The following is a 13,221-nucleotide window of genomic DNA, read 5'->3' as shown; positions in this document are numbered from 1 at the left end:
GCTCTATCCCGTCCGGGCGTTTTCGTCGAAACTCGAAGGATCGTATTCCTCCTCGTAATCCACGGCGATACTGCCGGCGGGGTCGGTACCGCGCATCGGAACGGCGATCGCATGGAAGTCCGCGCGGTCATCGGGGTGCACGGTCGGGTTGCCTCGCCATACACGCCAGCCGGCATAGGCGCCGTAGATCGCAAAGCCGACTGCGAGATAGAGCATCAGCCCGCGCGGGCCGGCAAACTCCATCGCGCCGCCGCCGATCAGCGGCCCGGCGACGGTGCCGAGGCCGTAAAGCACCATCAGCGAACTGGAGATCGTCACATATTCGCTCGGGTCCGCGCGGTCATTGGCATGGGCCACGTTCAGAGCGTAGATTGGATAGAGCATCGAGCCGACGATGAAGGCGGTGATATAGAGCAGATTGGGCGTCAGCGGCGTCATGAAGAACATCGCGAAGGCCGAAATCACGCCGGCCGCCCCACAAGCGATCATGACGTAGCGCCGGTCTGTAAGGTCCGAAATCCTGCCGATCGGGATCTGACCGAGCGCGCCGCCCGCCAGAACGCAGGCAAGCAGTGTTGCGCCCTGTCCGGTCGAAAGCCCGCTGCCAGTGGTATAGACGCCGCCGAGGCTGCTCCAGGTGCCGGACAGGATGCCGGCAAGGATCGCGCCGATGAAAGCAACGGGAGAACGGCTGTAGAGCTTGCCGAGCCCGAGCTGAACCTTGGCGATCGGGGCCGGGGACTGCGCCGTCGACAGCGCGGTCGGCAGGATCGAGATCGCGAACAATATCCCGCAGACGATGAACAGCGTCGTCGTTTTTGGATCGCCGAGCGGCACCAGATACTGCCCGGCAATCGCCCCGCCGAGCGTTACGATCATGTAGACCGAAAACATCGATCCGCGGGTCTCGTTGGTCACCCGCTCGTTGAGCCAGCTCTCGATCACCAGATAGCAGCCGGCAACGGCAAAGCCGGCAACGGCGCGCAACGCCACCCAGACCTGCCATTCCACCATCAGCGAGCTTGCAAGAATTGCCGCCGTCAGAAGCGTTATCAACGCGCCGAACACCCGCACATGGCCGACCCGCAGCACGAGTGTCGGCGTGACGATGCAGGAGAGCGTGAAGCCCACCGTGTAGCCGGTCGCGATCAGCGAAATCAGCAGCGGCGACCAGCCTTCGGCAACGGCGCGCACCGGCACCAGATAGTTCATCAACCCGTAGCCCACCATCATCAGGAAGGTGGACAGCATCAGGCTGGCGATGGAGAACAGGCTGGCAAACATGATCGATCCGCTCCGACCGTTACGGGTTTCGATGGCTCTCTTCGAGACTGGCCCGTGACAACGCCCGGCCTATAGGATTTTCCCGGCCATGCCGCAACCGCCATGGCGGAAAAGGTGACTGTCTTTTTGGCTGCGATGTCCGTAATACCAAGAGTCAATGATTAGAACTCATATGATGCGCGCTGGAATGGCCATCCGAGTAGGAAAATACCGCAGAGCGATGCCGTAGCATCGCGCAAGGATTTTGACGCCCTCGGGGGCCATTCCAGCCGCACCCTTTCAGGGCCGGGCGCTTTTGAAAGCCTGCGTCGTTGAAAGTCCTCACTGTCACTATGGCTACGACTGCGGCTTTCGCCTAGCCGGCTTTCAAAATCGCTCCGGTCATATGGGTCCTAATCATTGACTCTTGGTATAAGTTTTCAAAAAAAGGAATCGATCGGACCATAGTCTCCGGTCGAGATAATGCGCCCGGGTTCAGCTACGACATGCCACTTTCCGTTGACGTCATTTGTTCGCATCCAAGTTTTCTGCCGTCACTTGCATATTATGGTGAAGCCCTGGCGGACGTTTATCACACCAACCAGCGCCTCGGCGCCAATCTCGCGTCCCAGCGTCGGTGGCTGATCTCCCAGACGGCGCTGGCACTCTTCTGGGGCGATGAAGGCGGCCTGACGGTCAACCGTCTGATCGAGGTGCTGACCCCGTTCAAGGTCGCCAGCCCGAATACGATCCGCGCTTTCATCAATGAATCCGTGCAATACGGCTTCATTGAAGTCGACCCCGACAGCCGCCGCGTCCGGCCGCGGTACTGGAAGCCCACCGAGATCGTGAAGTCGGCGCTGATGGAATGGGTGGGGCTCAATCTGGCAATGCTCGATGGAATTGATGGGCATAACCGCGCGTCCGTGTTGATGCAAAGGCCGGATATTGTCTTTTCGATCCAGCCGCGCCTTGCCTGGAACTGCCTGAACGACCCTGCCTGGCGCGAACCGCCGCCGCGCGTCGCTCTTTTGCAGAACACGATATCGGGCGGCATGGTGATGGATCACATTGTCTCGCAGATCGGCGCTGGTGCGCCTGAAGGCGAACGCTACCTGATACCGCCGATCAATGCACGGCGCCTTTCCGAGCGGATTTTCATATCCCGCACCCATCTGCAGCGCATTTTGAACAAGGCCATCGAGATCGGCGTCCTCGGCTGGAGCCGCCGGCCATTCGAGAGCCAGATGTGGATCGGCAGGCTGTTCATCGAAGAATATTGCCGCTGGCAAGCGGTAAAATCCCATCACATCGACGAGGCCTTCACCCATTTCGCCTGAGACGGGCATGGAGCGTAGAGCCGCGTTCTTTTCGAAAATCGTTGTTTAAGACACAATTTACCGAGCGACCGTAATGTAATAGCCTTAATCTTCGGCTTTTGTCTGCGGCAAGCCGCTGCGAGGTTGAAAACCCCTGGAGGCTGGCCAATATGAACCGGCATTGGGAAGATAATCGGGTGCGCTTAATGAATTCCGAGGTCCCGCGCAAAGCGGACAACGCACAAGTGGTGCAGACGCTCAACCAGGCGCCTGAAAGCGTACTGCTGGTCAATGCCGCCGGCGTGATCGAACTTGCCAATGAAGCCGCCATCACGTTTTTCGAACCGGACGACAAGGCGCGCGACCTGAGCGGGACGCGGCTCGCCTCTCTGTTTGATATTCATGGAGCGGCGCGCATCGATCTTGCGCTTGCGCGCGTCCTGGGCGACGAACCGGGCAACCGTCTGGAAGAGGTGCGCGCCGATCTGGCCGCCGCACCCCCGCGCGCCGTCAATCTTTCTCTTGCCCGAATGCGCCATCGCGACGGCGTTTGCGTGGTCGCAACGCCCGTTGCCGCGAGCGCCCCGGCGCGACAGCCGTCTATGCCGAAGGTGGACGACCCGGACTTCGGGCGAGAGCCGATCGCGCGCGAAACCGCTCGTCCCGCGACGTCCAAGCAACCGCAACAGGCCGCGCCGCTCGCCAACCATATGCCATGGAACAACCACGCCCGGCGCGTGTCTGCCGCGCAGGGGGGCAAGAGCCTGCAACAGGCGCGGGCGGAAGACGGTCGGTCCATGCCTCCGCAGACTCTACCTACGGGCGAGACTGCAAAGCCGGTTTGGAATGACGAAGCAGAAGGCGTCGAAGAACGGCTAACAGATAACGCTGATAGCGCTATCAGAGAAAAACCGGCCAATGGTCCGGACGATGTGGCGAAGCGGGTAAGCTGGGCGCCCGGCCGGCGCGACATCTATGCTGAATTCGAGTCGGTGAAAGACGAGAAGGAACGCAGCCATGAGCTGCCGCTGATCTCTCCGGCAAAATGTTTGTCCGCGGCGATCGATCGCCATCGCGGCGACGCGGTTTCGGAAAGCCTGCTGCTCGTTACCGAGATCGACGACGGCGAGAAACATGTCCGGCTCGATGAGGACACCCTCACCGCGATGTTCGGACATCTGGTGGAGCGCGCCATCGCGGTCTCGCCGCCCTATTGCGAAGCCAGAATCGACATGTCGCCGCTCGGCCGCGAGGGGTTCATCGCCAAATTCGTCGATATCGGACGCGGGCTCAGCGAGCAGGAGCTGGATGCCGTCTTCAGGCAGCCGGAACTCGCGCTCGGCATCTCGCATACCGGGCTGGTGGAGGCCCAGAAGCGGGCCGCGGCGCTTGGTCTCGGCTTTTCGATCAGCTCTGGCATATCCAGCGGCACGACCGTTGAAATCACGCACGACGCTTGAAGCGCTCCGACGTCGCACGAAAAAGAGCCGGCGTTTCGGCCGACTCTCGGGTCATGAAATATCGCGTTGAAAATTTGGCGGAAGGCCTCGCTTCGCCGTGGAGAAGGGCGCTTCTCAGGCTCCGAGGGCGCGCGGCGCGGGCCGCAGCGCGCGGGCATCATGGTGACCGACGAGCTTGGAAAAACCCTTGGCAATCGCCCGGTCAATGCCGCGCTGGCCATGGTAACCATTGGTCGAACGTCCAAGCTCGAGCGAAAGGCGTGTGTTCTGCATCAAAGTGGCGTCCATATCGTCAGTAGGTTTCATCTGCCTTGGTTCCTGTGATCCTCCCAAGACATGATGCGTTATCTCAGTTTCGCGCAATTGCAGCAATGGGACCTGCCGGAGGGCTGCTATGCGGTGGGCGCATGCCGGCATTAACAGTAAATAAACTGATGAAGAAAAAGGCGGTCAGCCGAGCCGGGCGCTGAGCGCCTGAAGGTCCAGCCATGCCTCTTTCTTGTTTTTGGGCGCGGCCAACAGTTCGGAGGGAGAGAAGGTGACGAGCGTTTCGAAGCTCTGGCCGCCGATCTCCTTTCTGTGCCAGCTTCCGCGAAGATCGAACACGGTCTTGTTCGGATCGATCGTCATGCGGCAGGCAAAATTGCCGAGCGTCACCAGCAGTTTCGGTTCCGCCAGCGCGATCTGGCGTTCGAGGAAGGGCTGGCAGATCTGCGCCTCGGAGGCGGTCGGGGCGCGGTCGCCGGGCGTGCGCCACGGCAGCGCGGTGGTGACGCCGACATCGGCGCGCGACAGCCCGATCGCGGCCAGCATGCGTTCGAACAAGCCGCCGGCTGGCCCGGAAAGCGCGGCGCCCGCCTTGTCGTCCTCGCCGGTGGGGAAGCCGCAGACCATCAGTATCCCGCTTTCCGGCATCTTTTCCAGAAGGATGGTCGATCGGGCATTCTGCTTCAGATTACAGCCGGTGAACCCCTGGACGATCTCGGCAAGCTCTGCCAGCGAACGGGCGCTCTCGGCGGCAAAACCCGCATCGGAAACCGCCTTGTCATCCGGGATGGTCGTATGAACGGCCGGCGCCGCTCTTGGCGGGTCGGGCGCGCGCGCCTTAGTCTTCGCCGCCTCCGCCCGTGGTTCGGGCTCGGCGCGCGCCGCCTCGGCCTTCTCGGCGGCGAGCCGGGTCAGGTCCGTCGCCTCATCCTCCAGCATCGCATCTACGCCGGCATCGGCGTAGAAGCTGAGGAGGGCTGCGGCTTCCCGGGCTGTGAGCGCGCTGGCGGTGGTCATGATGCTCCCGTCAGATGCTGCGCGTCGCGCCGCCATCGCAGCGCACGAGGCTGCCGGTCAGGTAGCTTGCCTGCTGCGAGCACAGGAAGGTCGCGATCGCCGCGAACTCCTCCACCCGTCCCAGCCGACCCGCCGGTATCGCGGTCAGCGTGCCCTTGCGCACCTCGGCAAGGCTCTTGCCGCTGCGCTCGGCGTTCGCATGGTCCAGTTCGTCGATGCGGTCGGTGTGGATGCGGCCCGGCAGCAGAAGGTTGGCGGTGATTCCCGAGGCGGCGACCTCGCTTGAAAGCGTCTTGTTCCAGCCGACAAGGGCGGAGCGCAGCGTATTGGAAAGCGCGAGATTGGGGATCGGCTCCTGCACGCCGCCCGACGCCACGGTGACGATTCTGCCCCAGCCCTTTTCCTTCATGTGCGGAATGAGCCGGTTGGTCAGCGCGATGATCGGCGCGACCATGGAATTGAAGAACCTGTCGAGTTTTTCGGGCGTCATGTCGGCCACCGTTCCCGGCGTCGGCCCGCCGGAATTGTTGACGAGGATGTCCGCCCCGCCGAGTTTCTCCGCAATCGCCTCCATCAGCGTATCGACCACGTTTTCGGCGGCGAGATCGGCGATGACGTAATCGGCCTTGCCCGGCGTGGTGTCGTTGATCACCTTGCAGTTCTGTGCGAGGCGGTCTTCCGTCCGCCCGCACAGCAGCACATGGGCGCCCTCCTTGGCCAGCGCCTCCGCGATGCCGGCGCCAAGGCCCCGCGAGGAGGCGAGTACAACGGCCTTCTTGTCGGCAATACCGAGATCCATGGCGAACTCCTTGTGAACAGCGTAACGGGATCGAACGGCCAATCGGGCCGGATGGGTTGCCGCACCATAGCCTCTCGCGCCGTCGTGTTTCAATCACTATCGGACGTTATCACACGCGCCTATCAAATCGGTTTTATTGAGATTTGCAGCATTTGCCGCTGGAAAATGCTGCAATCATTACGATACCTTGTCGGCGCGCCGGACGAGGCCGGCCGGGAAAGAGGATACGCATGAACGAAGACCTACCGGAACGCGAAAGCATGGAATTCGACGTGGTGATCGTGGGAGCGGGCCCCGCTGGTCTTGCCGCCGCGATCCGCCTCAAACAGATCAACGAGGACCTCAGCGTCGTCGTGCTGGAAAAGGGCGCGGAAGTCGGCGCGCACATCCTGTCCGGAGCGGTCGTCGATCCCTCGGGCATCGACCGGCTCCTGCCGGGCTGGCGGGAGGAGGAAGACCACCCGTTCAAGACGCCGGTGACCAAGGATCAGTTCCTGCTGCTCGGCCCTGCCGGATCGCTCACGCTACCCAATTTCTTGATGCCGCCGCTGATGAACAATCACGGCAATTATGTCGTATCGCTCGGCAATGTCTGTCGCTGGCTCGGCGAAAAGGCCGAGGCGCTCGGCGTCGAAATCTATCCCGGCTTCGCCGCCGCCGAAGTGCTTTACGATGAAAACGGCGCGGTCAAGGGCGTGGCCACCGGCGACATGGGCGTGGAACGCGACGGCACACCGGGCCCGAACTTCACCCGCGGCATGGAGCTGCATGGCAAATATGTGCTGATCGGCGAGGGCGTTCGCGGTTCGCTGGCCAAGGAGCTGATCGCGAAGTTCAAGCTCGATACCGATCGCGAGCCGCAGAAATTCGGCATCGGCCTCAAGGAACTCTGGCAGGTAAAACCGGAAAACCACAAGCCGGGCCTCGTGCAACATTCCTTCGGCTGGCCGCTCGATGGCAAGACCGGGGGCGGCTCCTTCCTCTATCATCTGGAGGACAACCAGGTCGCTGTCGGCTTCGTCGTCCACCTGAATTACAAGAACCCCTATCTCTATCCCTTCGAGGAGTTCCAGCGGTTCAAAACCCACCCCAGGATCGCGCCCACCTTCGAGGGCGCCAAGCGGGTTTCCTACGGCGCGCGGGCAATCACCGAGGGCGGCTATCAATCGGTGCCGAAGCTCTCCTTCCCCGGCGGCGCGCTGATCGGCTGTTCGGCCGGCCTCGTCAACGTGCCGCGCATCAAGGGCTCGCACAACGCCGTGCTCTCCGGCATCCTGGCGGCCGATCGCATCGCCGAGGCGCTTGCGGCCGGCCGCAGCAATGACGAGGTCGCCGAGATCGAGGCGGACTGGCGCGCAAGCGCCATCGGCAAGGACCTGAAGCGTGTCCGCAACGTCAAGCCGCTCTGGTCGAAATTCGGCACCTATACTGGCATCGCGCTCGGCGGTTTCGACATGTGGATGAATACGATTTTCGGCTTCTCGCTGTTCGGAACGATCAAGCACGGCAAGACCGATGCCGAAGCGCTGGAGCCGGCGGCCAAACATAAGCCGATCGATTATCCCAAGCCCGACGGGGTCCTGACCTTCGACCGGCTGTCATCGGTATTTCTGTCCAACACCAACCACGAGGAGGACCAGCCGGTCCACCTCAAGGTCAAGGACATGGCGCTCCAGAAGCGCTCCGAGCTTGAGGTCTATGCCGGCCCGTCCAGCCGCTACTGTCCGGCGGGCGTCTATGAATGGGTGGAAAAGGATGGCGAGGAAACCTTCGTCATCAACGCCCAGAACTGCGTGCACTGCAAGACCTGTGATATCAAGGATCCCAACCAGAATATCGTCTGGACGCCGCCGCAAGGGGGCGAGGGGCCGGTTTATCCCAACATGTAGATAACGGCATCCGGCGCCACCCGGCGCCGGACCGGAACCATCGCGACATGCCCGGCGTTATTGTGCATCAACCTTTCCAGGGAAATCGAATGCGTCTCAAGGGCATTTTCAACCGCGATGGCGGCACCTTCAAAACCACCGATATGGACGCGTTCCACAGGCTGGCGACCGATATCTTCACCGATGCCGGCCATGAGTTCGACTGCGATATCGTCGCGGGCAAGGAGGTCAAGCAGGCGATCGCGAAGACCGCAGAAGGCTCGGGCTTTGACGGCATGATCGTCGGCGGCGGCGATGGCACGGTGTCGCTGGCCGCCGGTTTCCTGCATGGCAAGAACAAGCTCCTGGGCGTGGTTCCGGCCGGCACCATGAACCTGTTCGCCCGCAGCCTCGGCATCTCGCTCGATATCGAGGAGGCGCTGCAGGAGCTTGCCAATGGCAGGCCCGTGCGCGTCGACATGCCGACGATCAACGACCGGCCCTTCATTCACCAGTTTTCCGTCGGCCTCCATGCCACCATGATCAAGAACCGGGAAAAGCTCGACTATGATTCGCGGCTGGGCAAGATTTCCGCCAGCACCCGCGCCTGGTTCGACACGTTGAGACAGGTGCCCAGTATCCGGGTGAAATATCAAAGCGAGCATGGCGACGGAGAGGGCAGTTTCGCCCTGCTCGGCATTTCCAACAACCGCATTCACAACAATCCGGTGCCGTTTTCCGACCGTCCCCAGGGCGGCAAGCTCGGCGTTTACCTCGTAAAGGCGAGCTATTTCGACAATGTGGTCGGCTTCGCGATGGACTATCTCACCGGCCATCTCGAGGACAGCGAGCATATCACCCTGTTCGAGGCAGACCGGATCACGCTCGATTTCGCCGATAGCGACATGGACCAGTCGCTGGATGGCGATCTCATCGACGTGATCGATCACGCGGTCATCGAGCAGCACCCCGGCGCGGTCCATGTGATCGTGCCGGACGGCAGCGATCTGCGCTGATTACTGAAAAGCCGTCTCGTAAAAGCTTCTGAGCTTGCGCGAATGCAGTCTTTCGGGCGGCATCGCCGCGAGCTTCTGCACCGCCTTGATGCCGATGTGGAGGTGTTGGCGCACCTGCGTCGTGTAAAACGCCGTCGCCATGCCTGGCAGTTTCAGTTCGCCATGCAACGGCCGGTCGGAGACGCACAGAAGCGTGCCGTAGGGAACGCGGAAGCGGAAGCCGTTGGCGGCAATCGTCGCTGATTCCATATCGAGCGCGATCGCGCGCGACTGCGACAGCCGCTTGACCGGCCCGCTCTGGTGGGAAAGCTCCCAGTTGCGGTTGTCGATGGTCGCCACAGTGCCGGTGCGCATCACCCGCTTCAGTTCGTAGCCCTCCAGACCTGTCACCTCGGCCACGGCTTCTTCCAGCGCGAGCTGCACCTCCGCCAGCGCCGGGATCGGCACCCAGACCGGCAGGTCGTCGTCGAGCACGTGATCCTCACGCACATAGGCGTGGGCCAGCACATAATCGCCCAGTTTCTGGCTGTTGCGCAGCCCCGCGCAATGGCCGAGCATCAGCCAGGCATGCGGGCGCAGCACCGCGATATGATCGGTGATCGTCTTGGCGTTGGAGGGGCCGACGCCGATATTGACCATCGAGATCCCGCAATTGTCGCCCCGCTTCAGGTGATAGGCCGGCATTTGCGGCATGCGTCCGCCGCGGCCTTCCTCCGGTTCGACCTCGCCCGGACGGGTGATGACATTGCCGGGCTCGACGAAGGCGGTATAGCCCTCACCGCCCTTGGCCATGGTCTCGCGGGCAAAGGCGCAGAACTCGTCGACATAGAACTGATAGTTGGTGAACAGCACGAAATTCTGGAAATGTGCCGAACTGGTCGCCGTATAATGGCTGAGCCGGGCCAGCGAATAATCGACGCGCTGCGCGGTGAACGGCGCTAATGGCTGCGGTTTACCGGGCTCCGGCTCGTAGTCGCCATTGGCGATCAGGTCGTCGGTGGTGTTGAGGTCCGGCGTGTCGAAAATATCGCGCAGCGGTACATCGGCAAGCGCCGCGAGGTCGGCCTCGACATGGGTGTTCTCACCGAAGGCGAAATGGAGCGGGATCGGCGTTTCCGATTCGCCAACGGTCACTGGCACGCCGTGGTTCTTGATCAGCAGCGAAAGCTGGGCGATCAGATAGTCCTCGAACAGATCGGGATGGCTGATCGCGGTCGCATATTGCCCGGGCGTTGCGACATGGCCGAAGGAAAGGCGCGAATCGGTAAGGCCGTAGCTTCCCGTCTCGATGCTGATCTGCGGATAGAAGGCGCGGTAGCGTCCCTCGATCGGCGCGCCGCCGGCCAGCGCCACGAAGGCATCGATCAGAAACCGGGTGTTGCGCGTGTAAAGCGCCTGCAGCGCCTTCACCGCCTCGCGCGCATCGGTGAAGCTCTGCGGTTCCTGACGGTCCGGGCTGATGATTCTTGCTGCCAGAGGTTCATAGTCGCGCATTGTGTCACCCTTGCATTTCTCCGCCGATCGGCGCTCACTTGCTGCAACCCCGTCGGCCTTCTATCGGCTCGATATCGATCTATATCGTCTGGAACGGTGTTTTACGACACGAAGAGGATGAATTTCATGACCACTCCGATTGAACTTTATTACTGGCCCACGCCCAACGGCTACAAGATCACCATCTATCTTGAGGAGGCCGGCGTTCCCTATAATGTGAACTATGTGAATATCGGCAAGGGTGACCAGTTCAAGCCCGAATTCCTGAAGATATCGCCCAATAACCGCATGCCCGCGATCGTCGATCCGGACGGGCCGGGCGGCGGTCCGATCTCGGTGTTCGAGTCGGGCGCGATCCTGCAATATCTCGGCCGCAAGTTCAAAAAATTCTACCCCGAGACCGAGCGCGAACGCGTGGCTGTCGAGGAATGGCTGTTCTGGCAGGTCGGCGGCCTCGGGCCGATGGCGGGTCAGGCCCATCATTTCCGCAGATACGCGCCGGAGAAGATCGAATACGGCATCAACCGCTATACCAATGAGGTCAACCGCCTCTATGGCGTGATGAACACGCGGCTTGCGGTGGTCGAGTATCTCGGCGGCGATTATTCGATTGCCGACATGGCGTCGATCGGCTGGGTCCGGTCCCATGAGGGGCAGGGCCAGGACCTCAACGACTTCCCGCATCTCAAGCGCTGGTATGAAGCCGTCATGGCCCGCCCGGCCGTTCAGGCCGGCATTGCGGTCGGTCAGTCGGAGCGGGAGAAGATGAACCTCGCCACCGACAAGGACGCGCAATCCGTGCTGTTCGGCCAGAAGGCCCGATAAGCGTCCGGATCAAGTCCCGGACCGGGGCGCCCGGCTTCAGCCGAGCGCTTCCAGCACGATCGGCAGTTCCTCGGCCAGAAGCTGCATGTCGCGGTGCGGGCCGGTGGAGATGCGGATGCAGCGGTTGAGCGGGGCGACGCCCGGCATGCGGATGAACACGCCGCGCGCGCCGAGCGCATCTACGATCGCGCGGGCATAGGCGCCGTCCCGGCCGCAATCAACCGCCACGAAGTTGGTGGCCGAGGGTAGGGGTGTCAGCCCGTTGTCGCGGGCGATGCCGGCGATCTCTTCGCGCGAGGCGATGATGCGGCCCACCACCGCCTGCAGATAGGCCTGATCGGCAAGCGCCGCCTCCGCCGCCACGAGGCTCAACCGCGGCATGCCGAAATGATTGCGGATCTTGTCGAAGGCGCGGATGGTCTGCGGCGCGCCGATCGCATAGCCGACTCGCGCGCCGGCCAGACCGTAAGCCTTGGAGAAGGTGCGGAAGCGCAGAATATTCGGGCGGTCGATAAACCGGGAGATTTCGGGAAAGGCCTCGGCGGGCCCGCATTCGCAATAGGCCTCGTCCAGCACCAGCATGCAGGTTTCCGGCAGCGCGTCGGCGAAGCGGATGACGTCGTCGGCGTGCCAGAAACTGCCCATGGGATTATCGGGATTGGCGAAATAGACCATGGTGGCGTCTTCCGCCTTCACCGCTTCGATAAGCCCGTCCATATCCTCGCGGTCGCCTGCATAGGGCACGTTGATGCGCCGCCCGCCATAGCCGTCGACATGATAGTTGAAGGTCGGGTAGCCGCCGAGCGAGGTAACGACGGTGGTGCCGGGTTCCACGATCAGCCGCACGGCCATGCCCAGCAGCCCGTCGACCCCTTCGCCGATCACGATGTTTTCGCTGCCGCAGCCGAGATGGGCGGCCAGCGCCTGGCGCAACGACAGGTGTTCGGGATCGGAATATTTCCAGATTTCGCCCGCCGCCTCGCGGATCGCCGCCAGCACCGTGGAAGCAGGACCGAAGCCGCTTTCATTGGCGCCGAGCCGGGCGTTGATCGGATAGTTCCGGGTGCGCTCCAGCGCCTCGGGTCCCACAAAGGGCACCGTCGCGGGCAGGTTCTGGGCAAGGGCGGTAAAGCGCGGGAAGTCGGTCATAGGGGCGTTCCGGTTTGAAATCCGGCCAAACATAATCACTCGCCCGCCAATGGCAAGCATTCTCGCCACAAATGCAAACGGCGCCCGAAGGCGCCGTTGATCATGGCTTGCGTGCGGTTCGCTTAGCGAAAGGCGCGGGCCGAAACGCGGTCGATATCGGACGGGAGAAGGCCGATATCCTTGAGTTCTTCAGCCGACAGGTTGCGCAGTTGGGCGCGGGTGCGGCGGTAGGAGAACCATTTCATGGTCAGGTCGAACGGGTTCATGGGTGTTTCCTCGTGATACGCTATGGAGCTTCTTGCTCCGGATTTCTTATGTGAGGTCCGTATACCCGAATTTGGAAGGAAAAGTTGTGCAAGTTTTATGCAACTGCCATGCATTTGTGCGTGATGTTGCACATCGCGAGTGCATGGAGGGCGTTGTGGCTATTTTTCAGGCGGATGGAGCGCATTACACGGCCGCTTCAGAACGCACGAGAATCACCGCGCAGTGCGGTGCCTGAATGCAGCAATGCAGGACGGGTTCAGCGAAAAGGTGGGAACATTGGGCAAAAAAATAACGCCCACCGGGGGAGGAGGATCCGGTGAGCGTCATTTGCGTTGGCTGACGACTGGGAGGAGGAGTGTCGTCAACCCATCGAAGCGCGTATGGGAGGAGGAGCACGCTGCTTCGAATATGTAACCCGTTTCCGGGCCAGGGATCGTTGTTTCGACCGTTTGGTCTCTCGATCGCGCTGTTAACCCT

The 13,221-nt window shown here is 62.0% G+C and carries 12 protein-coding genes; 5 read left to right on the top strand and 7 right to left on the bottom strand.

Annotated elements, in window-relative coordinates; genetic code table 11:
- Positions 1 to 3: 3 nt before the first annotated feature.
- Positions 4 to 1,284 carry an MFS transporter gene (locus V6767_RS01355; RefSeq protein WP_448471763.1) on the bottom strand — a complete coding sequence of 427 codons (1,281 nt, stop codon included), beginning with the start codon at positions 1,282 to 1,284 and terminating at the stop codon, positions 4 to 6.
- Between the two features lie 485 nt (positions 1,285 to 1,769).
- Here V6767_RS01355 and V6767_RS01350 point away from each other — a divergent pair, with 485 nt between their 5' ends.
- Positions 1,770 to 2,603, top strand: coding sequence for a hypothetical protein (locus V6767_RS01350; protein WP_448471762.1), 834 nt, complete (start codon positions 1,770 to 1,772; stop codon positions 2,601 to 2,603).
- A 149-nt stretch (positions 2,604 to 2,752) separates the two neighbouring features.
- On the top strand, positions 2,753 to 4,042 hold the full coding sequence (locus V6767_RS01345; protein ID WP_448471761.1) for a hypothetical protein: 1,290 nt from the start codon (positions 2,753 to 2,755) through the stop codon (positions 4,040 to 4,042).
- A 114-nt stretch (positions 4,043 to 4,156) separates the two neighbouring features.
- Here V6767_RS01345 and V6767_RS01340 read toward each other — a convergent pair whose 3' ends face one another.
- From V6767_RS01340 to V6767_RS01330, 3 genes are all read right to left on the bottom strand, one after another.
- Positions 4,157 to 4,348 carry a hypothetical protein gene (locus V6767_RS01340; RefSeq protein WP_448429731.1) on the bottom strand — a complete coding sequence of 64 codons (192 nt, stop codon included), beginning with the start codon at positions 4,346 to 4,348 and terminating at the stop codon, positions 4,157 to 4,159.
- A 144-nt stretch (positions 4,349 to 4,492) separates the two neighbouring features.
- The gene (locus V6767_RS01335; protein WP_448471760.1) at positions 4,493 to 5,326 is read right to left on the bottom strand and encodes a uracil-DNA glycosylase; all 834 of its coding nucleotides are present in this window, start codon (positions 5,324 to 5,326) and stop codon (positions 4,493 to 4,495) included.
- A 10-nt stretch (positions 5,327 to 5,336) separates the two neighbouring features.
- A complete protein-coding gene (locus V6767_RS01330) occupies positions 5,337 to 6,125 on the bottom strand; it encodes an SDR family oxidoreductase (protein WP_448471759.1) in 789 nt (262 codons plus the stop codon).
- A 230-nt stretch (positions 6,126 to 6,355) separates the two neighbouring features.
- On the opposite strand from V6767_RS01330, the gene V6767_RS01325 reads away from it, so the two are divergent.
- Entirely contained in the window at positions 6,356 to 8,014 is a 1,659-nt protein-coding gene (locus V6767_RS01325; RefSeq protein WP_448471758.1) for an electron transfer flavoprotein-ubiquinone oxidoreductase, read from the top strand.
- A gap of 89 nt (positions 8,015 to 8,103) precedes the next feature.
- Positions 8,104 to 9,009, top strand: a complete 906-nt coding sequence (locus V6767_RS01320) for a diacylglycerol/lipid kinase family protein (RefSeq protein ID WP_448471757.1) — start codon at positions 8,104 to 8,106, stop codon at positions 9,007 to 9,009.
- On the opposite strand, the gene V6767_RS01315 is transcribed toward V6767_RS01320, so the two are convergent.
- Entirely contained in the window at positions 9,010 to 10,503 is a 1,494-nt protein-coding gene (locus V6767_RS01315) for an AMP nucleosidase (RefSeq protein ID WP_448471756.1), read from the bottom strand.
- Between the two features lie 126 nt (positions 10,504 to 10,629).
- Between V6767_RS01315 and V6767_RS01310 the strand changes: the two genes are divergently transcribed.
- A complete protein-coding gene (locus V6767_RS01310) occupies positions 10,630 to 11,328 on the top strand; it encodes a glutathione S-transferase N-terminal domain-containing protein (protein WP_448471755.1) in 699 nt (232 codons plus the stop codon).
- Positions 11,329 to 11,364: 36 nt separating this feature from the next.
- Here V6767_RS01310 and V6767_RS01305 read toward each other — a convergent pair whose 3' ends face one another.
- The gene (locus V6767_RS01305; RefSeq protein ID WP_448471754.1) at positions 11,365 to 12,477 is read right to left on the bottom strand and encodes a pyridoxal phosphate-dependent aminotransferase; all 1,113 of its coding nucleotides are present in this window, start codon (positions 12,475 to 12,477) and stop codon (positions 11,365 to 11,367) included.
- A gap of 122 nt (positions 12,478 to 12,599) precedes the next feature.
- Positions 12,600 to 12,743, bottom strand: a complete 144-nt coding sequence (locus tag V6767_RS01300) for a DUF1127 domain-containing protein (protein ID WP_018066572.1) — start codon at positions 12,741 to 12,743, stop codon at positions 12,600 to 12,602.
- Positions 12,744 to 13,221: the final 478 nt, after the last annotated feature.

This window comes from Martelella sp. FLE1502, assembly GCF_053484255.1.
This window is presented reverse-complemented; position numbering and strand designations above follow the sequence as displayed.

Coding starts and splice junctions, on each gene's coding strand:
- V6767_RS01355 (WP_448471763.1), bottom strand. CDS start 1,284: ATGTTTGCCAGCCTGTTCTCCATCGCCAGCCTGATGCTGTCCACCTTC.
- V6767_RS01350 (WP_448471762.1), top strand. CDS start 1,770: ATGCCACTTTCCGTTGACGTCATTTGTTCGCATCCAAGTTTTCTGCCG.
- V6767_RS01345 (WP_448471761.1), top strand. CDS start 2,753: ATGAACCGGCATTGGGAAGATAATCGGGTGCGCTTAATGAATTCCGAG.
- V6767_RS01340 (WP_448429731.1), bottom strand. CDS start 4,348: ATGAAACCTACTGACGATATGGACGCCACTTTGATGCAGAACACACGC.
- V6767_RS01335 (WP_448471760.1), bottom strand. CDS start 5,326: ATGACCACCGCCAGCGCGCTCACAGCCCGGGAAGCCGCAGCCCTCCTC.
- V6767_RS01330 (WP_448471759.1), bottom strand. CDS start 6,125: ATGGATCTCGGTATTGCCGACAAGAAGGCCGTTGTACTCGCCTCCTCG.
- V6767_RS01325 (WP_448471758.1), top strand. CDS start 6,356: ATGAACGAAGACCTACCGGAACGCGAAAGCATGGAATTCGACGTGGTG.
- V6767_RS01320 (WP_448471757.1), top strand. CDS start 8,104: ATGCGTCTCAAGGGCATTTTCAACCGCGATGGCGGCACCTTCAAAACC.
- V6767_RS01315 (WP_448471756.1), bottom strand. CDS start 10,503: ATGCGCGACTATGAACCTCTGGCAGCAAGAATCATCAGCCCGGACCGT.
- V6767_RS01310 (WP_448471755.1), top strand. CDS start 10,630: ATGACCACTCCGATTGAACTTTATTACTGGCCCACGCCCAACGGCTAC.
- V6767_RS01305 (WP_448471754.1), bottom strand. CDS start 12,477: ATGACCGACTTCCCGCGCTTTACCGCCCTTGCCCAGAACCTGCCCGCG.
- V6767_RS01300 (WP_018066572.1), bottom strand. CDS start 12,743: ATGAACCCGTTCGACCTGACCATGAAATGGTTCTCCTACCGCCGCACC.